This window comes from Variovorax sp. MHTC-1 (assembly GCF_003984645.1).
Lineage (GTDB): Bacteria > Pseudomonadota > Gammaproteobacteria > Burkholderiales > Burkholderiaceae_C > Variovorax.
Genome location: NZ_RWKI01000018.1, coordinates 62,647 through 82,000 on the forward strand (window position 1 = coordinate 62,647; position 19,354 = coordinate 82,000).

21 protein-coding genes and 1 pseudogene are annotated in these 19,354 nt (G+C 64.9%); 3 read left to right on the forward strand and 19 right to left on the reverse strand.

The annotated features are described in order from the left end of the window. Window positions 1–227 precede the first annotated feature (227 nt). Window positions 228–938: an autoinducer binding domain-containing protein gene (locus EJI01_RS22625; RefSeq protein WP_126839376.1), complete on the forward strand. Its 711-nt coding sequence runs from the start codon at window positions 228–230 to the stop codon at window positions 936–938. A gap of 62 nt (window positions 939–1,000) precedes the next feature. Here the strand turns inward: EJI01_RS22625 and EJI01_RS22630 are convergent, their stop codons facing one another. The 3 genes from EJI01_RS22630 to pabB all read right to left on the reverse strand — a co-directional run bounded on the left by EJI01_RS22630 (window position 1,001) and on the right by pabB (window position 5,058). After that, window positions 1,001–1,600 carry an acyl-homoserine-lactone synthase gene (locus EJI01_RS22630; protein WP_126839413.1) on the reverse strand — a complete coding sequence of 200 codons (600 nt, stop codon included), beginning with the start codon at window positions 1,598–1,600 and terminating at the stop codon, window positions 1,001–1,003. A 396-nt stretch (window positions 1,601–1,996) separates the two neighbouring features. After that, window positions 1,997–2,845 carry a DMT family transporter gene (locus tag EJI01_RS22635; RefSeq protein WP_260602603.1) on the reverse strand — a complete coding sequence of 283 codons (849 nt, stop codon included), beginning with the start codon at window positions 2,843–2,845 and terminating at the stop codon, window positions 1,997–1,999. Between the two features lie 50 nt (window positions 2,846–2,895). After that, entirely contained in the window at window positions 2,896–5,058 is a 2,163-nt protein-coding gene (gene pabB / locus EJI01_RS22640; protein ID WP_126839377.1) for an aminodeoxychorismate synthase component I, read from the reverse strand. 405 nt (window positions 5,059–5,463) lie between these two features. Here pabB and EJI01_RS22645 point away from each other — a divergent pair, with 405 nt between their 5' ends. After that, a complete protein-coding gene (locus EJI01_RS22645; RefSeq protein ID WP_126839378.1) occupies window positions 5,464–5,781 on the forward strand; it encodes a LysR substrate-binding domain-containing protein in 318 nt (105 codons plus the stop codon). 362 nt (window positions 5,782–6,143) lie between these two features. Here EJI01_RS22645 and EJI01_RS28870 read toward each other — a convergent pair whose 3' ends face one another. The 7 genes from EJI01_RS28870 to EJI01_RS22680 all read right to left on the reverse strand — a co-directional run bounded on the left by EJI01_RS28870 (window position 6,144) and on the right by EJI01_RS22680 (window position 11,700). Continuing rightward, complete coding sequence (locus tag EJI01_RS28870) at window positions 6,144–6,383, reverse strand: hypothetical protein (RefSeq protein WP_185879024.1); 240 nt, start codon at window positions 6,381–6,383, stop codon at window positions 6,144–6,146. A 140-nt stretch (window positions 6,384–6,523) separates the two neighbouring features. Further along, a complete protein-coding gene (locus EJI01_RS22655; protein ID WP_126839379.1) occupies window positions 6,524–6,922 on the reverse strand; it encodes a helicase in 399 nt (132 codons plus the stop codon). Window positions 6,923–6,958: 36 nt separating this feature from the next. Beyond that, window positions 6,959–7,804, reverse strand: a complete 846-nt coding sequence (locus EJI01_RS22660; RefSeq protein ID WP_126839380.1) for an alpha/beta fold hydrolase — start codon at window positions 7,802–7,804, stop codon at window positions 6,959–6,961. 61 nt (window positions 7,805–7,865) lie between these two features. Beyond that, window positions 7,866–8,828, reverse strand: a complete 963-nt coding sequence (locus tag EJI01_RS22665; protein WP_126839381.1) for an alpha/beta fold hydrolase — start codon at window positions 8,826–8,828, stop codon at window positions 7,866–7,868. Between the two features lie 47 nt (window positions 8,829–8,875). Further along, window positions 8,876–9,664: an SDR family NAD(P)-dependent oxidoreductase gene (locus tag EJI01_RS22670; RefSeq protein WP_126839382.1), complete on the reverse strand. Its 789-nt coding sequence runs from the start codon at window positions 9,662–9,664 to the stop codon at window positions 8,876–8,878. 52 nt (window positions 9,665–9,716) lie between these two features. After that, window positions 9,717–10,550, reverse strand: a complete 834-nt coding sequence (locus EJI01_RS22675) for an alpha/beta fold hydrolase (protein ID WP_126839383.1) — start codon at window positions 10,548–10,550, stop codon at window positions 9,717–9,719. 67 nt (window positions 10,551–10,617) lie between these two features. Next, a complete protein-coding gene (locus tag EJI01_RS22680; RefSeq protein WP_126839384.1) occupies window positions 10,618–11,700 on the reverse strand; it encodes an alkene reductase in 1,083 nt (360 codons plus the stop codon). A gap of 133 nt (window positions 11,701–11,833) precedes the next feature. Here EJI01_RS22680 and EJI01_RS22685 point away from each other — a divergent pair, with 133 nt between their 5' ends. Further along, a complete protein-coding gene (locus tag EJI01_RS22685) occupies window positions 11,834–12,457 on the forward strand; it encodes a TetR/AcrR family transcriptional regulator (protein WP_126839385.1) in 624 nt (207 codons plus the stop codon). A gap of 419 nt (window positions 12,458–12,876) precedes the next feature. On the opposite strand, the pseudogene EJI01_RS22690 reads toward EJI01_RS22685, so the two are convergent. The 9 genes and pseudogenes from EJI01_RS22690 to EJI01_RS22725 all read right to left on the reverse strand — a co-directional run. Further along, window positions 12,877–13,434, reverse strand: a pseudogene (locus tag EJI01_RS22690) (DUF4158 domain-containing protein); the annotation flags it as partial. A gap of 212 nt (window positions 13,435–13,646) precedes the next feature. Beyond that, the gene (locus EJI01_RS22695) at window positions 13,647–13,979 is read right to left on the reverse strand and encodes a hypothetical protein (protein ID WP_126839386.1); all 333 of its coding nucleotides are present in this window, start codon (window positions 13,977–13,979) and stop codon (window positions 13,647–13,649) included. A gap of 121 nt (window positions 13,980–14,100) precedes the next feature. Next, window positions 14,101–14,631 carry an ANTAR domain-containing response regulator gene (locus EJI01_RS22700; RefSeq protein WP_260602604.1) on the reverse strand — a complete coding sequence of 177 codons (531 nt, stop codon included), beginning with the start codon at window positions 14,629–14,631 and terminating at the stop codon, window positions 14,101–14,103. A gap of 79 nt (window positions 14,632–14,710) precedes the next feature. Then, window positions 14,711–14,833 carry a hypothetical protein gene (locus EJI01_RS29440; RefSeq protein WP_260602605.1) on the reverse strand — a complete coding sequence of 41 codons (123 nt, stop codon included), beginning with the start codon at window positions 14,831–14,833 and terminating at the stop codon, window positions 14,711–14,713. Window positions 14,834–14,899: 66 nt separating this feature from the next. Beyond that, window positions 14,900–15,112, reverse strand: a complete 213-nt coding sequence (locus EJI01_RS22705; RefSeq protein ID WP_126839415.1) for a DUF4158 domain-containing protein — start codon at window positions 15,110–15,112, stop codon at window positions 14,900–14,902. 334 nt (window positions 15,113–15,446) lie between these two features. Continuing rightward, window positions 15,447–16,262 carry an ABC transporter permease gene (locus EJI01_RS22710; RefSeq protein WP_126839388.1) on the reverse strand — a complete coding sequence of 272 codons (816 nt, stop codon included), beginning with the start codon at window positions 16,260–16,262 and terminating at the stop codon, window positions 15,447–15,449. Beyond that, on the reverse strand, window positions 16,259–17,158 hold the full coding sequence (locus EJI01_RS22715) for an ABC transporter permease (protein WP_126839389.1): 900 nt from the start codon (window positions 17,156–17,158) through the stop codon (window positions 16,259–16,261). Before EJI01_RS22715 ends, EJI01_RS22710 begins: the two co-directional genes overlap by 4 nt. Then, complete coding sequence (locus tag EJI01_RS22720; RefSeq protein ID WP_260602606.1) at window positions 17,155–18,294, reverse strand: ABC transporter ATP-binding protein; 1,140 nt, start codon at window positions 18,292–18,294, stop codon at window positions 17,155–17,157. Before EJI01_RS22720 ends, EJI01_RS22715 begins: the two co-directional genes overlap by 4 nt. Beyond that, the gene (locus EJI01_RS22725) at window positions 18,291–19,337 is read right to left on the reverse strand and encodes an ABC transporter substrate-binding protein (RefSeq protein ID WP_126839390.1); all 1,047 of its coding nucleotides are present in this window, start codon (window positions 19,335–19,337) and stop codon (window positions 18,291–18,293) included. Before EJI01_RS22725 ends, EJI01_RS22720 begins: the two co-directional genes overlap by 4 nt. Between the last annotated feature and the right edge of the window lie 17 nt (window positions 19,338–19,354).

Here is a 19,354-nt window from a genome sequence, read left to right on the forward strand (position 1 = left end):
TGGCAGGAATCGTGGTAAATGTTTGTTTGCACACGAGCGCCGCGCTTCTAGACTTGAGCGGATCAATGTTGTCGATGCGCGACAGCGGCCATGAACCACATCGAGTTGCGCGGGCCCGAAGACCCGCCGCATGCGAGCTCGGCGACGCAGCGATTCGCGTTGCAATGGCGTCGCCAGCGGGCCTCGCTCTGCATCGATCCTTGTGCGCGTTTACGCGGAGGCTGGCAATGACCGAGTGGACACAACATGTTCTCGCGCGGCTCACCGAGGTGAGCGATGTGTCGGAGGCATTCGAGCAAATCAGTCTGGCAGCCAGGCATCTGGGCTTCGAGCATTGCGCCTATGGGCTTCGCGTGCCCGTTCCGTTCACCCGGCCAAAGACGCGAATGCTCAGCACCTACGACGAAGGCTGGAATCGGCGCTATCTGGATGCAGGCTACTTGCAGGTCGATCCGACCGTCGCCCACGGCGTGCGCAGTCTGCAGCCCGTGATCTGGAGCGACCAGGTCTTTCGACAGACGCCGCAGATGTGGGCCGAGGCGCGGTCGTTCGGACTGCGCGTGGGATGGGCACAGTCCATCTTCGAAGCGGACGGTCGCGTGGGCATGCTGTCCCTGGCCAGATCGAGCGAGCAGCTCACCGACGCTGAAGTGCTTTCGCACGACCCGTTGCTCAAGTGGCTCGTGAATACGGCGCACTGCGCGCTCTCGCACTATCTGGGGGAAAGTCCACTCTCCGAACTCGAGCCATTGACGAGCCGGCAGGTGGAAGTGATGCGCTGGACGGCCGACGGCAAGTCGAGCGAGGAGGTAGCAGCCATCCTCGGCCTCTCCAGACCGACGGTGAACTTCCATATCAGGAACGCCATCGCCAAGCTGCGGGCCAACAACAAGAACTCGGCCGTGGCACGCTCGTCGCGCCTCGGGCTGCTTGGCTGAGACGCCTGGAACGGCCGCTCGGCGCGCGCGAGAGATCGGATACACGTTCAGCTCGGACAACGCTAGCCAGTCATCTCGCCGCGCCTGTCCTCGCGCGGGCGCCAGTTCTTGTCGACGTCCATGTAGCAGGCGAACAGGTGCTGACCCTCGATCAGAACTGGAGGTGCCACCCGATGGGCACTCACGCCAGCCCGACGCAGGATGCGCTCGATGCCGAGCGGGGAGGCGCTGATCAGCCGCTGCGCGCCCTGCTCGGCGACCAAGCGCATCGCGGCGGCCAGCAACTCGAGCGCCGTCGATGATCCATAGGGATCGCGAAGTGAGGCGTCCCGCGCGCCGAAGTCGACGGCGGCGAAGCGCGAGAGCTCCCAGACGCGAGGCGTACGGGGCGCTGGGAGACCGCCAAGCAACTGCGGGAAGACGCAGGCAAGGAGATAGGGCCGATGCGTAGGCAGCAGGCGCGCCGTGCCGACCGTCTCGCCCTCGGCGTTGCGCGCGACAAGGTAGCAGGTGTCCTTCCGATCGAACTGATCCAGTTCGGTGCCGCCACGCGTCTGGAGATTCCAGCCGAGCCTCTCCACGAAGACCCGGTAGCGATAGCGAGCGATGTCGAACAGCATGCCTGCAGGCAATGCCTCGGCCGTTCCAGCAATGATTTCCATGGCGTCCTCTTCCTCTTTCTGCACGAGGCCGCATTACAGCGAGAGGACCGAAACACGGGCACTGTCAAAGTTGATAGTTGCGTGCGTGTCGCGCAATCTTTCAGAGGGAAAACCGACCCTGCGCAACTGCATCTGGCGCAAGGCCAACAGGAAGTCGAAGCGAATCAGGCGCAGTGCAGCCGGCAACTCGGCGCTTGACCGAAGCGTGCGCCCGGAGCTCAGCTTTCGAAGCGGAGGATCTGCGCCACGGAGCGTGCACATCCCGCTACTGACGCGGGGCGATGCCGAGCGCAAGAGAAGAGAGGCGGGACGATCCTGGCGCCAGAGCGCTCCCCCGAGGTGAGCACCAGCGGGAGGAAATTGCTCTACGCTCTGTGGCGACGCTCGGGGTACACGCTACTCGACTGAGCGACGAGCTTCCGCATGGCCGGCATAGGCGGCATAGGCGCCGGCCGCCATGATCATCGCGATGCCGCTGAACGATTGCATGTCCGGTATCTCACCCCATACTGCGTAGCCCAGCAACGCGGCCCAGATGATGATGCTGTAGCGAAACGGCGTGACGACCGAAAGATCGACACCGCGGCAAGCTGCGATGAGCGCATAGTTGCCCATTGCGGCGCAAGTGGCAGCGGCGGCCAGGACGGCCACGTCCTGGGGCTTCAGCCAGACCCAGCGCTCCACCAGACCAAGCAGGGCCCCGGCCAGGGCCACCGTCACCGTGGTCAGCACGGCGATCGTTCCTGAAGGGATGGTCGCGGGTATGCGCCGGGTCACGAGGTCGCGGCCGGCGAGAGAGGCTGCACAGAGCAGTGCCGCCACCAGGCCCGCCAACGAGCTCTCGAGATTCGCGGACGGTCGCACGACAAGCAGCGTCCCCACAAAGCCGATGCCGATGGCGAGCACACGGCGACCTTGCCAAGGCTCCCAACGCAGCGTCATGGCGGCCACCGCGATCAGCAAAGGGGCGGTCATCATGAGCGACGTGACTGCTGCGAGTGGAACAAGTGACAGTGCGACCACAGAGGCGAGCGCCGTCGTGACTTCCAACGCGCAGCGCACGCCCATGATCGGCGGCACAGCCGAGCGCCGCAGGACGATTCTCCCCCGCACCATGGCAATGACCAGTGCGCTCGCGACTGCTCCTCTCACGGCAAGGATCTGGCCCGGCGGCAATCGATCCGCTGTGAGCTTGACGAAGGTGTCGTTCATCACGTAGCAGACCATGGCCACGAGCATGAGCATCACACCCCGCCGGTTTTCGGCTGGACTGGCCATCGCCTTGCGAGAAGCCGCTACGTGCTGCGCGCAGGCGGCCTCAACGCGGCGCCGGGCAGGGACTGTGCAGCCGGATCGTCAGTTCTGAGCGTGCCCGGAGCCTGGCCAAGCGGCGCGCCGCACCGCCGCAACGCGTCACAGGGCGCCTGCGCCTTGAGGACGATCTCGTCGACCTCGGCATCCGGGTCGGACATTGCAACGATCGCGCCGCCGGCCCCGATGGAGACTGTGCCGTTCGCGACCACGATCGTGCGGATCACGATGTTGAGCTGGGCGGTGCCGTTGAGCGACAGGTAGCCGATGCTGCCGGAATAGATGCCACGTGCGGCGCCCTCCAGCTCGTCCAGGATCTTCATCGTACGCACCTTGGGAGCGCCCGTCATCGAGCCGCCCGGAAACACCGCGCGCACGCAGTCCACGGCCCCGAGGTCTTCGCGCAAACGCCCCCGGATCGTGCTGACCAGCTGATGCACCGTGGCGTACGTCTCGATCTGGAACAGGCTCGGCACATGAACGCTGTTGACCTCGCACACGCGGTTGAGATCGTTGCGCAGCAGGTCGACGATCATCAGGTTCTCGGCGCGCGTCTTCTCGTCGGCCACCAGCCCATCGGCAATGGCCTGGTCCCGCTCGGCCTCGGCCGCACGCGCTGCAGTGCCCTTGATAGGCTTGGATTCGACCATCCTGTCGCCATCGATGCGCAGAAAGAGTTCCGGTGAAGCGCAGAGCACCACGCAGCCACCCGCACGCAGGTAGGCTGCATAGGGCGCGGGGTTGTGCGCGCGCAGAACACGATAGACATCCAGGGCGTCGATCCGGCCCTCGCCGACCAACTGGTTCGTGAGACAGACCTCGTAGGTCTCGCCTTGAAGTATTTCTTCCTGGCAGCGAAGAATGAGCTCCCGATAGGCGGGCAGGGGCACCCTCCATTGAAGACGCTCCAGCGAGCATGCCGCGGTTGCAAACTCCGGGTCATGCCTGGCGACGGGCTGCGGTCGCGCTCCGGTGAGAATGCCCTGCATGGCGCGCATCCAGTCGCTGTTGGCTTCGCAGGGAATCCGTTCGTCCAGGCAGACGATCCACACCTGTTGCTCCGCGTGGTCGAAGGCCAGAAACCGGTCAGCCATGATCCACACGGCGTCCGGGGTCGCGGCGTCGTGCATGCGACGGCCGTCGAGTTCGCGCTTGAGCTCGTAGCCGAAGTAGCCCACGAAGCCCCCGGCGAAGTCGAACGGCAGGCTTGGGCCTGTTGGCTGACAGTCGGGAATCTGCTCGCGCAGATAGTCGAAGATGCTCTCGTGGCGCGTCTGTGCGACTGCACCCTGGCGCACCACCAGTTCGCGCGCCGCAGTCCAATATGTCAATACCTGAGTTCGCGGACCACTGGCGTCACCCATGAAGGAGAAGCGCGAGCGTCCGGCTTCGGCCAGGCTGCTGTCCAGCCAGAAGGAGGAGTCGCTCTGGGAAAAGGCAGCCAGGAAGACTTCTTCAGCGTCGGCGGCGCTATCGATGCACTCCGCATGCAGCGAAAGCGCCTGCCTGCCGGCGAGGCGCAGCCCCGGGGAGACGGCGCCCACCGCCTCGCGCCGAGCCACTTCCGCGCACCACTCCTCGGTCAACTCGAGGAAGTTTCGCAGCAGCCTTGCGCCGTACTCGGTGCAGATGGACTCTGGATGAAACTGCACGCCCCACCACGGCATCGAGACATGGCGCAACGCCATGAGCGTGCCATCGGACGTCCAGGCGAGCGGCTCCAGCGACGCGGGCAACTGGGTGACCGCCAGCGAGTGATAGCGCACTGCTTCGAATCGATCCGGGATGCCGCGAAACAGATCGCGCTGCGCATGCGAGACGCGGTCCAGGCGGCCATGCATGGGCCGTATCGCGAGGTCGACCTTGGCGCCACAGTGGTGGGCAATGGCCTGATGGCCCAAACACACGCCCAGCACGGGCTTGCGCGAGCGCTCCAGCGCATCCGCGGAGATGCCAAGGTCCGAAGGTCTTTGCGGCCGGCCTGGACCCGGTGAGATGACGATGTTGTCGAAATCCAGACGCTCGACCTCGTCCCAGCTCATCTGGTCGTTCTTCACAACGATCGGCACCTGTGCATTGCACGCAGCCAAGTACTGGTACAGGTTGTACGTGAACGAGTCGTAGTTGTCGATCAAGAGCGTGCGCATGCGATGCTCCTTCTGGAAGTGGCTTCACATGGTTCGAAATTCAGCCCCGGGTCGCAACTGACACTTTTGATAGGGGCGGCGACAAGAAGCATTTGGCAGGCTGATTCCTATGCAACAGCGCGGCGCGCCGTGCGCCGCGCGAGTTCAAGTCCTGATCGACGGCGCAGGAGCCCTCGCAGTGCAATCGGCGACTGTGGCGCGGTGGATCCTGAGATTCCGCCGATGCCGGTGACTAGCACGCTCGGCGGCCGACTGGTGTCACGATCCAGGGCGACGGCGAGCGGCTCGAACCGAAGGTCGCGCTGGTCTGATCAGCCAGGCCAGGGCGAAAGAGTGGGTGACGACAGATCGATCTACAGCCCGGAGGTCAGTTCATGATGCCGCCAAGGGTCGGCTCCTGATGTCGTGACGAAGAGCGAAGCCGCCGGGCTAGATGCTCACCAGTTTTTGACCCAGGTGATCGGTTTCCAGATCGATGGCTCAAGCAGCGCCATCCTCAACCTGGTGCACCAGAGCGATTTCTGCACGGTGCTCCCGCGCGTGGCCGTTCGGAGGCCACTTGAGCATGCGTCATTGCGTGGCCATGCGTTGACTGCTCCGCGGCTCGCGCGCCAGATCGTCTGCGTGACGCATCCAAGGCGCCCGCTGGGTCCAGCGGCATCGGCTTTCGTTGCAGTGCTGATCAAGCACGTCCGAGGGTTGGAGCACGAGCGCGCCGACTAGTGAGTGGCACTACCGCAGCAGACGCATCGCTGATCGGCCGGGCCTTTGCTGGGCCGGCGGGTCCTCGATCGGTCGATGCCCGCACCAGGAAGCGCACCTCCTCTCCGGCCGCCAGAAGCCGGCCGCCGAAGTAACCGCCCCAGGGCGTCAGCTCCCAGCGCGAGGAGTCGAATTGACTGTTCGATCCAAGCCGCGTAAGAGCGAAACGGTCTGTCTCAAGAATCCGTTGCTTCTGTTTCTTGGAGTGCACCCGCATGTCCGGCATCAACTGGCGCCGGTACCGACCGATCGGTAGGACGTGGGACATGAGGTTGGGGGAGGACGCGCATCGAACGGCGGTGCTCGCATCAGGAAGCGAAGATTCAGTTGATCCGCTGCCCACCGGCGGCCTCGAAGAGATTCATGATGTCGGCAATGCCGATGCCGTCATAGCCACAGCGGCGGATCGCGCGTGCGCTAGCTTCGACGATGCGCTCGGGGGACTGTTTGCCCGGATGGTTGAGCTGGGCCCAGATGGTCGCTCCTTGCCCGGTCGCGGCTCGCGTCCACTGACGCAGGACAGCCAGATCTGACTCGTCCTCGATCATCACATTGCCTGTCATGATCAGCCCCAGGCCAGAGGAGGCCCCATCGTCGATACAACTGCATCAGCTCGGGGGTGGACGATTGCCGTAGGTGCCCAGCGCCTCGCTTATGGCTGCCGCGGCGAGGGTTGGTTCAGCAGATCGGCTTCCATGGTGGCTCAGAACGCGGTGCGGTCATAAGGGGCGACGACCTTCGGCGGCTGCAGGAAGGCAGTCAGGCTCTGGAACCACATCACCTCGAGAAAATCGCCGCCGATCGTCAAGTCCTTGCTGCCCAGGCCCCTCAGGAACGCGGCCTGACTGTCCTTGGCCGAGAGGATCGCGAAGCCTTTGCGGGCATCCTTGAAGCTGAAGATGAAGCGCGGCTGGTCCACCAGCCCGGCCACGGAGCGGATGGCGCCGTCGCGGATAACGAAGGTGCGGCCAGCGCCCGCCTCGGTGCGGATCTGGAACACCAGTACCTTACCCGCGACGTATCGCGCACAGTCGGGGTTGTTCTTGATCTGCCGCTGCAGCAGTTTCGTGAACATCCACAGCAGGAATTTGAACTTGAGCATGGTCGGTGGCTTGGGGTCTGTGGATCGGGGCAGCCGTTACTCGCTGAGAAAGTGCGCGGCGTGGTGCAGAAAGCGCTGCGGGTACTGGAACTGTGCGCCATGCCCGGCATCGGGATAAATGAACAGCTGCGCGTTGGGAATGTTGCGTGCCATGTAGAACGAGTTGACGGTCGGAATCATCACGTCGTGCACGCCGTTGAGGATGAATGTCGGCTGCTGGATGCCGCGCAAGTAGGCAAACGGGTCGTCTTCCGCGACCCTGGGCAGGTAGTGCATATTGGCCTCGATCTGCGCAGAAGCCGCTTCCTGGGACGAAGGTGGGTCCTGATCGGCGCGCTGGTGGCGGCGTGCCCAGAACTTGCGGGCAGCCTGTTTGGCGGCTTCGGAACGGCCGAAGAACAGGTACTCGAAGTCTTCGTACACCGGTACTGGACGTGGGGCCGTGGTCAAGACCTTGGGTTCCATGTCCGGGTCTCCACCGCGGGGTCCTGTGCCCAGCAGCATGAGCTTGCGCACCAACCCGGGATGACGCCAGGTCAGATCCAGCGCTTGGAAGCCGCCAAGCGAGAAGCCCAGGACGTCGATCTGCTGCAAGCCCAGAGCGCGAACGGCGGCTGCCGCGTCATCGGCCATGTCCTCGATGCGAGTGCGAGGGGTGCCGCCGGAGGATGCGATGCCACGGCCGTTGTAAAGGATGACCTCGCGGCCTTCGGCAAGACCGTCCGTCATCAACGGGTCCCAGTGGTCCATGCCGCCTCGGAAGTGCTGCAGGAGCAACAAGGGCGGCTGCGAGGTGCTGGTGTTGCCCCAGCGGCGGTAGGCGAAACGAGCGCCACCGACCTCCACAAACTGGGTGGGTGCGGTCAGATGCGTGTGAGACATCGGGTTGTCCTTGAATGGGAGAGGTGAGACGCGGGCCTGGCGGCCGCAGGCCGGCTCCGGATCACTTCGCCAGGAAGGCCAGTGCCTTGGGCACGAAGTCCTCGTGATACTGGAAGATGCCCCCATGACCGGCGTCGGGGTAGATGATCAATTCGCTGTTCGGCAAGCGCTTGGCCAAGTCATGCGTATTGCTGGTCGGCACCATCCGGTCGTCGTCGCCGTTGGCCACGAGGACAGGCTGCTTGACCACCGACAGGTCGGCAGGGCGCTTTTGCCCCCACGCACTGAGCGCCTGAAGCTGGGCCACATAGGCACCCACGGCAATCTCCCTGTCGCGGTTCTCTGTGCGTTCCTGCAGGCGTTGCAGGAAGGCCTTGCCGCTCGCGATGCCGTGGGGCGTGCGCGTGAAGAAGAGGTACTGCTTCGGATCCTGGCCGGTGAACGCAGCGCGCAAAAGGTCGTAGTTCGCCACTCCTGCCACGGTGCTAATACCTGGGCCGCCCGCAGGTCCCGTTCCCGTCAGAATCAGCTTGCGCACGAGCTGCGGCTCCTTCAGCACGATCTCCTGGGCAATCATCCCACCCATCGAGAAGCCGAAGAGGTCGACCTGCTTGAATCCCTTGGCTTTGATGAAGGTGATGGCATCGTCCGCCATCTGTTCAATGGTGTTGGACGGCGAGCCGGTGGAAGCGCCGACGCCGCGGTTGTCGAACGCGACTACGTGATGTTTCGCGGCGATGCCATCCACTACACGGGGATCCCAATTGTCCATTACTGCAGCCAGGTGGACGAGGAAGATCACCGGCGTGCCGCCGTTCTTCTGACCCAGCTCGCGGTAGGCGAAGTCAACTCCGCCTGCGGATATGACCTGCGTTGGCACGTCCTTCCATGTCGTGCTCTGCGCTGTGGCGGTGTTGGCGGGTGTACTTGCGGCCACGGGCGGCTTGTCGGCCGTGGCGCAGGCCGAAAGCAGCGTTGCAGACAGCGCGAGCAGGCACAAGCCGACTCGGGATAGGTAAGGCATGGCGTATTCTTTTGGATCGGTGGGGGGCGGTGAGGTACTGGCCGCGATCAGGGTTGCGACTGATAGCGCTCGGCTGCGTGGGCTTGCCGGATGTCCGAAAGCAGGCCCTGGCGCGCGCCGTCCAGCGCATCCCAACGTCCGGCCGCGTGCAGCGGCGGGATCGTGACCAGTTCGCGGCGGTCGAAGCCGACCAGTGCCGCATCGACCAGTTCATCCACCTCCATGAAGTCGGTGAGCGTGTTGACGTCGATGCCGGCGCGGTCCCAGATCTCCGTGCGGGTGGCCGCCGGCAACACGGCTTGCACATAGATCCCTTGGGGAGCCAGCTCCAGGTTCATGCCCTGTGACAGGAACAGCACGAACGCCTTGGTGGCGCCATAGATCGACATGCCGAACTCGGGGGCGAAACCCACCACCGAGCCGATGTTGACGATCGAACCAGTGCCTGCCTGCGCGAACCGCGGAGCGACCGCGGCCGCCAGCCGGGAGAGCGCCGTGGTGTTGAGTGCGACCAGCCGGTCGATGCTCTGCGCGGATTGCTGCAAGAAGCCGCCCGACTGGGCCATGCCGGCGTTGTTGATAAGGATGCCGATGCGAGCATCGTCGCGTAGGCGCATCTCGACCGCCGCGAGGTCGGCCTGCTGCGTCAGATCGGCTGGTAGCACGTCGATGGCGACCTTGGCCTCGTCGCGCAGACGCGCGGCCAGTGCTTCCAGTCGCGCCTTATCGCGAGCGACCAGCACGAGGCCGTGGCCGCGGCGAGCGAAGCGCTCGGCGTATGTGGCTCCGATGCCGCTGGAGGCGCCGGTGATGAGGACGGTGGGCAGTGTGCTCATAGATGCTTTCTCTTCAGATCGTTGGTTGCTGCGGTCAGGAGGCGGTGTCGATTCAGTCGAGGAACAGAGCCGTGTGGGCGACGAACAGCGCGGGGTACTGGAACTGCGAGCCGTGACCTGAATCCGGGTACAGGATCAGTTGCGCGTTGGGAATGTGCTGCTGCAGCGTGAACGAGTTGACGCTCGGCACCATGATGTCGTCGTGGCCGTTGACCACTAGCGCGGGCTGCTTGATCTCCTTGAGGTACGCGTAGCGCTCGCCCCGCGGTTGCGTCCACTCGATGATCGAGGCGAACTGGGCCTTCATCGCCGTGATGGAGGATGGACGATCGGGGTCAGTGCGCACGTTGCGTCGTTTCCAGAAAGCCCGGCCTGCGGCTTGACTCGTCTCGGACGGTGAAAAGAACAGATACAGGAAGTCCTCTTCGCTGGGCACCGGATTGGCCGCAACTTGCATCACCCGCGGATTTGGGTTCGACTCCCCGTTGCGCGGCCCGGTGCCCGCCAGCACCAGCCTGCGCACGAGTTGGGGATAGCGATGCGCAAGGCTCTGTGCGACGAACCCACCGATCGAGAAACCCAGCACGTCAACAAGCGCGATGCCGAGTGCCTTCAAAAAACTGGCGATGCCGTCGGCCATGCCGTCGATGGTGGTGGCCGGCTCGCCACCGGAACTCGCCACGCCGGCATAGTTGACCAGGATGACCGGGCGACCCTGGGCCAAGCCGTCGGTGACGAGCGGGTCCCAGTTGTCCATGCCGCCACGGAAGTGCTGGAGGAACACCAGTGGTATGCCTGTCTCAATGCCAAAGCGCCGATACGCGAAGCGGACTCCGTCCGCTTCAACGTACTGGGTAGGGGCTGTGAGATGGGTATGAGTTGTCATGTGAACCTCGTTCTAGATGAAGCCAGATTCGGGGGGGCCACTATTAGCCCCCGCGTGGGCACAACTTTCAGTTAGCAAGCGCCGGGTAGTCTGTGTAGCCCGCAGCGCCGCCGCCATAGAGCGTGGCCGGATTGAGCTGCGCCAGCGGTGCGCCGGTCTTCAGGCGCTCCACGAGATCGGGATTGCTGATGAATGATCGGCCGAAGGCGAACAGGTCCGCCTTGCCCTCGTTGATCCGGGTGGTGGCAAATTCCAGGTCATAGCCGTTGTTGGCCAAGTAGGTCTGCTTGAACCGGCTACGCAGTGAGTCGTAGTCGAACGGGGCGACATCGCGCGGACCGCCAGTGGCACCTTCGACCACGTGCAGGTAGATGATGCCCAGCGCGTTGAGTTGCTCGGTGATGTAGTCGTACTGCGGCTGCGGATCGCTGCTGAAGATGCCGTTGGCCGGCGAGACGGGCGAGATCCGCACGCCGGTGCGATCGGCTCCGATTTCCTTCGCCACCGAGGCGACGACTTCCAGCAACAGGCGCGCGCGGTTCTCGATGGAGCCGCCGTAGGCGTCCGTGCGCTTGTTGGCGCCGTCCTTGATGAACTGCTCCAGCAGGTAGCCGTTGGCACCGTGGATTTCCACACCGTCAAAGCCGGCGGCAATGGCATTGGCCGAAGCTTGGCGAAAATCGTTGACGATGCCGGGCAGTTCATCAAGCTCAAGAGCCCGCGGCTCGGACACGTCAGCGAACCCATTGTTGACGAAGGTCTTCGTCGCTGCGCGGATGGCCGAAGGCGCCACCGGCGCAGCGCCGCCAGGCTGCACGTCGACATGCGAAACGCGGCCCACATGCCAGAGTTGCACGAAGATGCGTCCGCCTTTGGCATGCACCGCATCCGTAACTTGGCGCCAGGCTGCGATTTGCTCGGGCGTGTAAAGACCGGGAGTGTCTTGGTAGCCCTGGGCCTGTGCCGAGATTTGCGTGGCCTCGGTGATGATCAGGCCGGCCGAAGCGCGCTGAGCATAGTAGGTCGCGGCCAGTTCGCTGGGCACCAGTCCGGCTCCTGCGCGGTTGCGGGTGAGCGGCGCCATGACGATGCGATTGGCGAGCGTGAGGCGCCCCAGGGCATACGGTTCAAAGAATGTCTTGTCAGTCATGTTGCATCAACTTCAGCGTTGGAATAAACATCAATGATGATGTTCATAATCTAAGTTGTCAAGGCTTTGATTATGTTCGTCATCAATGTATAGTGAAGACATTGATGCAGACTGAACCCACCACGCACGAGAAATGAAAGTCACCAAGGCGCAGGCGCAGGCCAATCGGGCGCACGTTGTCGAGACGGCATCTATGCTGTTTCGGGAGCGTGGCTACGATGGGGTTGGTGTTGCCGATCTGATGGCTGCAGCTGGCTTTACTCACGGCGGCTTCTACAAACAGTTCCGCTCGAAGGCCGACCTGGTGGCCGAATCGGCAGCCTGCGGCATCGCACAGACCGCTGCGCTGACCGCTGGCGTGGAGACGTCGGAGTTCGTGCGGCTTTACCTCTCGCGTGAGCACCGCGACACCCGTGCGATCGGCTGCACGATGGCTGCGCTGGGCGGGGACGCTGCGCGTCAACCTGAAGCGGTCCGAGCCACGTTTGCAGCCGGCATCGAGAGCCTGCTGGCTGCGCTGAGCCGCGAGGGGCTTCCGTTGGACGGTGCAAATTCAAGCCAGGCGAGAGCCAAGTCTCTGGACATACTGGCGCGCGCGGTCGGCGCCATCGTTCTGTCGCGCGCCTGTCCGGACGATTCGCCGCTGGCCGACGAAATCCTAGAGGTTTGCCGCGAAGAGATCCTCGCGTCGCTGAGGCTTGCTGGGAGTCCGTCTGCGACAGCGCGCGTACCTGTGCGCAAGCGGCGCACCGGTTGATCTTCGGCATTTAGCGAACGGCAACTGGTCGAGCAGACCTAATGGCGGAGGGTGCGGACGCCACGGTCTTGCAGGACAACCTGACAGCACGGCTGGAGCGCAGGGAGTTCGATCTGATCGCTCGCCGCAGGTCGCGTACCGATTTCCGACGCGCAATGGTGGACAAAGTTCGCGAAGGGCGCACGGCAGGATGTGCAAGGCTTCGATGCCACCGACCTGGCCGCGTTGGCCTGAGAAGACGACGCTGGGCGGCGCTCCATGCACCGCCCAGCATGTATCCCCACGGTCTCATGACCGGAGATTGCCAATTAAGGCGAGAACAATGCCCATCGGTTCGTCACTGCAAGCAGAATCCCTCGAGGAGGGGCTCTCGCGCCGCGAGTTCGCCAGCCTGGCCATGGCCGGCGCTGCTGGGCAGCCACCTTGGTCAGGACGGTCTCTCCGGTGGCCGCTTCGAGTTCAACGAGAGCGGCCGCGACCATGGCGCGGATCACGCGGTCATGCACGATGAGAAGCCGGTGGTCGTACAGCCATTGCCTGGCAAGGACAAGCAACCGTTCGCGATCGACGCAGTGCGCCACCTCGTCGCGCAGCACACGGACCAAAGCGCGGCGCTGGTGCTCGGTCATCCATTGAAAGCCCAGGCACTCGCAGGCTTGCTGCTGGTGATCGAACAGGGTGCGCCCGCGGGCGTACAGCGCACGCAGCGAAACCAGGTCGGGCGTGGAAATGTCGCGCTCGCGGCCAAGGTGGCGAAGCAGGGCAGGGGGCACGGCGCGCACGCTGTTCAGCGGCCGTCCGGTCATGCGGGCGAAGCCAATGTGCAGCGCCAAGCCCAGCTTGAGGCTTTCGCTGCGCCGCCGCGCGATAAGGTCGAGTTCGGCGCGGCTGAAACTGAAAAAGGCCTGCAGCTCGAACTCGCTGATCTCGCCCGGCATGTCGCGCAGGCCCAGATAGGACGTCTGCCAGCCTTGCATTGCCGCGCTCCTTCGCAGTTCGGGGGGCGGACACGATACGCCGGGGCGAAGTGAACAGCAATGCTCGCGAAATCAACGACTTAGCGAACTGACACCGCGCCGTTGCTGGGGATGCGAACCGTCAGTTTTGACACCGAAAACAAATCGACCCCTCCGTGCGTACCTCCTCGGGGAGGTCCATGCGCCCGACGAGTCCCGTGTGGACGAATCGCTCAATCTCGCGCATGGCCGACTAGGCTCACGACGTGCGGGCGCCGCGTCTCGAAGAAGGCCTTGCGCTCGGCGAGGATGCGCAGCATCTCCTCGATGTCGGCCCGACGCGGTCCCTTGCCTGGCGCACGCGGCGAAGCCTCGAGCAGCATCTCGCGCAGGTGGTGCAAGTAGCTGTCGGAGGTCAGCAGCAGCGTGGACGACTTCTGATCCGAAGTCCGCTTCGAGTCAAAGCGGGACCTTGAAGACCTCACATCGAACGTCGGCAGGTGGCCGCAACCATGAGTCCGCAGCCAATCCAGGAAGCATTCTTCCGGAATCGCGGCGCCGGCCATCAGCGGTACTTCGCGAATGTCTGCAATGCGCCGGTCTGGCAAAGGTCATTCGGCAGCGCTCGCTGCCCTGATCCGTCGCTCTGTGAAGCGACTCGGTCAAGGGGATCTGCGGCAGAGTCAGTCAGGGCTTGGCGCTGGGTCGCCCCAAGCCGAGCTTCTCCATCGCTTCGTGCGCCTCGAAGATCATTGCTGAAACCTCCGCGACCGTCACTCTTAGCGTGGTGGCCCGGGCACGCATGTGTTCGTAGGCTTGCGTCTCGGAAAGCTGCTGGCTCTCCGACAGCACACGGATCGCCTTCTCAAGCTGCCTCCGCGATCTCATCGTGTCTACGAGCTTCCGAACCTTGCCTTGCAGCCGCGCCTGGAATCCCTGGGCAGATCGCGCGAGCACCAACGTGCTCAGGATGCCCGAGGAACGGAACGGCCGCGTGATGACGCCATGCGCGCTGGTATCCACCTGCAGGGCGTAGGCGTGTTGCTTGGGTAGGCTAACGCCGGCCAACGACCACTCGTGCACGACGAGCGATCTGAGGCAGCTGATCTTCTCCAGAGTTTCGGTGAGCGTGGTGGGGCCATGGTGCCTGGAGGGTGTCTTGATCCACTCAAGATGGGAACAGCCGGCGTCGGGGGCGCTGGCTATGGGCCGATTCAAGGCAACGACGCATCGCGGAAGGGGAGACCTCGCTGGCAATCGCCCTGCGGATGCCGGCTTCGATCGTCGCGAACGCGTCTCAGGCCCAGTCCTGGACATGGCGCTGGCCGGGGATCAGGATGCGGTGGTCATAGAGCCAATGGCACGCGGACGCGACAAGATGGTCGGAGCGCGCAGCCTCGGCGGCGTGAAGCGCGAGCATGGCCACGAGATCTGCTTCTGCTTCTGCGGCTGCGTCGAGGTCCCTGAGGTCGAGGTAGTTCCTGGCTCACTGTTGATGCTCGTACAGCGTCGGGCGGCGCGCGTAAAGGGTGCGCAGACTGGCGATCGTCAGCGGCGATGCCTCCAGCGATTCGGCCACGTACCGCAGCAGGTTGCGCGGCCGCACGGAAAAGCGATCCATTGGTCGGTCGCACGCACGCAGAAACAGGAGTTGCAGCGCGGCTTCGACCCGGCGGTCGGATCGGAACCGCTGGCGAATCGCCTCAACGTCGCCAGTGCGAGTTCAAAGAACTGCTGAAAGGTCGAAGTCCGTCAGGCGGCTAGGCAGGGCTTCCAGACCGACGAAGCGATAGACATAGGTGGACATGACCGACCAATTCAGGGTCGACGGACTGTACATCGCCGCCGGTGGCCCCATGGGAAGAGTTCCACGGCCTACGCCTTGCGTGCCGAAATCCGCGCCAGCAAAGGCTTTCGGAGCAACCGTATCAAACTACACGGAAAGGACGATTACCCCAGATCGAACTGCCGCCACATGGAGGCGCCCGAGCTGGTGTGGCGGGGCGAGCTGCTGGCGGTGGCGGAAGGCTGGCTCAGCCGAAGCGCAGCGAGCGCAGCCCCACCGTCCGGTCCACCCACACCACCACAACGAGGGTGAGCACAATGCTGACCGTCGACACGGCGGCCGCGGTCGGGTCGAAGTCCCAGCGCAGGTAGTCGAAGAGCTGCAGTGGCAGCGTCGTCATGCCGATGCCCTTCAGAAGCAGCGACATGTTGAAGAGGTCGAAGGAGATCACGAAGGCGAACAGCGCGCCCGTGATGATGCCGGGCTTGATCAGCGGCAGCGTCACGCGCACGAAAGCGCGCCAGGGCGAGGCGCCAAGGCTGCGCGCCGCCTGCTCGAGCGAGGCGTCCTGGTTGTAGAGCGCCGACGCCACGTTGGTGAACACGTAGGGCAGGGTCACCAGCACGTGGCCAACGACCAGACCGAACATCGTGCGCGTGCCGATGCCGCTCGCGTAGAGGAAGAACAGCAGCGCGATGGCGGTGAGGATCTCGGGCAGCATGAGCGGCATCATCAGCAGCATGCGCAGAGGCTCGCGCAGCCGCTGCGCATACCTCACCACGTAGAGCGCGCCGGCGATGCCGATGACCGACGAGGTCAGCGTCGCGGCCGACGCCAGCAGCAGCGAGCTGCGGATGGCGCGCATGAAGGCCTCGTTGACGAACAGCGCACCGAACCAGCGCAGCGAGATGCCCTGCGGCGGGAAGCTCATGAACTCGCCGGCGTTGAGCGACATCAGCACGATGATCGCGATCGGCAGCAGCAGGAAGGCGTAGACGGCGCCGATGTAGAGCAGGCCGAAGCCGTCCGCCACGCAATGCGACAGCGGTGCGCGGCGCGTCATGCCAGGCCCTTCATGAAGCGACCGGTCAGCTTCCCATAGAGCGCCACCGCCGCCATGCCGCAGGCCGTGAGCACCAGCGCCTGCGCCGCGCCGGCGGGCCACTGGAAGTTGTCGATCAGGTTCTGCACCACCAGCACCGACATGGTCTTGACCTGCGCGCCGCCGAGCATCACCGGCGTCACATAGGCGCTCAACGCGAGCACGAAGACCAGGATCGTGCCGGCCTGGATGCCCGGCCATGACAAGGGCAGCACGAGGCGCCAGAAGACCTTGAGCCGCGAGGCGCCGAGCGAGCGCGCGGCCGATTCGAGCGAGGGGTCGATGCTTTGGATCGCGCCGACCAGCGGCAGGATCATGAAGGGCAGGAACACGTGCACCAGCGCGATGGTCACGCCGAGCCGGTTGTTCATCAGCTGCAGGCCGGTCTCGACCAGGCCGAGGTCGAGCAGCACGCGGTTGACCACACCGTTGCCCGACAGCAGGATCAGCCAGCCGAAGCTGCGCACCACCACGCCCACCAGCAGCGGCGAGAGCACCAGCACATAGAGCACGCTGCCCCAGCGCGAGCGCGTGCGCGCGAGGTGGTAGGCCACCGGGTAGCCCAACAGCAGGCAGATCGGCGTGACGGTGAGGCCCAGGAGCAGCGTGTCGCCCAGCACGCCGAGCAGGTAGCCGTCGGAGAGCGCGCGGCCGTAGTTGGCAAGCGTGAGGCCCGCGCCGTAGGGTGCGCCGACGGCCGGCGGGCGCAGGCTCATCAGCACGATGTTGAGGTAAGGCAGAACCAGGAAGATGCCGATCAGCACTAAGGCAGGCACGATCAGCCAGAAGGCGCGGCGTGCAAGCGGCACGGTCCGCGTCGCACGCGGCACCGTTGCGGTGGAGGCGATGGCGCTCATTCCTGCCCCGCGATGATCCAGGCGTGTCCGGGCTCGAAGCGCATGCCGCTCGTCGCACCGGCCGCGACGCGCTGGCCCGGCGAGGTCTGCACCAGCAGCGTCTGGCCGCCCGCGCAGTGAACCGTGTGCTCCACGCTGCTGCCGAGGAAATAGCTGGTGGCCACCTGGCCCTGATAGGGGCCGCTGCCGTCGAAGTGGATGGCCTCGGGCCGGATCGTGACCTGCACGGGCTGGCCGGGCGCGAGCGGCTGGTCATGGTCGGCCTCCACGGTGCCGAGCGCAGTCTCGATGCGAAAGCGCAGCCACGGGCCTTCGTTGGGCAGCATCGATTCGACGCGGCCCTCGATCAGGTTGGAGCGGCCGATGAAGCGCGCGACATCGACGCTGCGCGGACGCAGGTAGATCGCCTCGGGCACGACGAACTGCTGCAGCCGTCCGCCCAGCATCACCGCCACGCGGTCGGACATCACCATCGCCTCGGCCTGGTCGTGCGTGACATAGAGCGTGGTGATGCCCACGCGCTTCTGCAGTTCGCGGATGAAGACGCGCATGTCCTCGCGCAGCACCGCGTCGAGGTTGGCCAGCGGTTCGTCGAGCAGCAGCAGGCGCGGCTCGATCACCAGTGCGCGGGCCAGCGCCACGCGTTGCTGCTGGCCGCCCGAGAGCTGGCGCGGATAGCGCTCGGCCATGCTCGTGAGCTGCACCATCGCCAGCATGGCATCGATGCGGCGCGCCATCTCGGCCTTGGGCACGTTGCGCATCTCGAGGCCGAAGGCGAGGTTGCGCCGCACCGTGAGATGCGGGAACAGCGCGTAGTTCTGGAACACCATGCCGATGTCGCGGCGCTCGGGCGGCAGGCCGGTGATGTCTTCGCCGTCGAGCAGCACCGCACCCTCGTCGGGGTACTCGAAGCCGGCCACGCAGCGCAGCGTGGTGGTCTTGCCGCAGCCGCTCGGGCCCAAGAGCGAGATGAACTCGCCGGGCTCGGTGTGAAGCTCCAGCGCGTGCAGCGCCGTCATGGCCTGGAAGCTCTTGCCGAGGCCCTTCAGCGTGAGCCGCGTCATGCGGCGTGCGCGCACCGCGGCGGCCGCGTCCGAATCCGCCGGCCGTGCGCCGGCCGGCAGCACCGCGCTCACTTGATCTCCCGGTTCCAGCGGTCGGTGATGGCCGGCAGCTGGGGATTGACCTTGCTCCAGTCGAAGCCGACGATCGAGGCCATGGCCTTGCCGCTGACCGGCACGTCGGCCGCCATCGACGATGCCAGCTGCACCTTGGTGTTGGTGGGCGAAGTGAAGAACTCCTTGGCCATCATTTCCTGCACCTCGGGCTGCAGGATGAAGTTCAGGTACTTGTAGGCATCCTCCTTGTTGGGCGCGTTCTTGAGGATGTTGAAGGATTGCTCGAAGGCCACCACGCCCTCGCTCGGCACCACCATCTCGACCGGCACGCCCTTCTTCTTGAGCGCGACGATCTCGGGAAAGTCGATCACCGCCACCGTGACGTCGCCGCGCGTGAGCATGGTCGAGAGCGTGCCGCTCCAGTCGGCCTGCGTGAAGGGCAGCAGCTTCTTGATCTCGACGAAGGCACGGTCGATCGCGTCCTGCGAGCCGCCGTGGATCTTCGCGGTCATCAGCAGGAACAGCATCGCGGCCGTGTTGCCGATCTGGTAGAGGCCGATCTTGCCCTTGAACTCAGGGTTGCTCCAGAGATCGGTCCAGGACTTGGGCGGCGTCTTCACCAGGTCCTTGCGGTAGCCGATGCCGATGGTCGACACGATGCCGCGCACGCCGTTGTCGCCCGGGTTGCGCAGGTTCGGATAGACGTTCGCGAGGTTGGGCACCTTGACCGCGGGAATGGGCTCGAAGTAGCCCTCGCCGCGCACCACGCTCGCGATGTTCTCGTTGACCATCAGCACGCTGTAGGGCGGCTTCTCGATGCCGGCGGCGCGCAGGTTGGCGATGAAATTCTTGCCCAGGCCGACGTCCAGCGTGGGCTGCACGCCGCTGGCCTTGTCGAGCATCGGCAGCAGGTCGCTGCGCCAGAACTTCTCCCAGCGGCCGCCGTAGGTGTTGACCACCAGCGGCGCGGCGGCGAAGGAGGGCAGGGCAGGCAGCGCGAGGCCGGCGGCGGCGCCGAGGCTGCGCAGGAGGAGGTCGCGGCGATTTTGAAGAGCGAGCATGGGAAGACTTTCGGGCG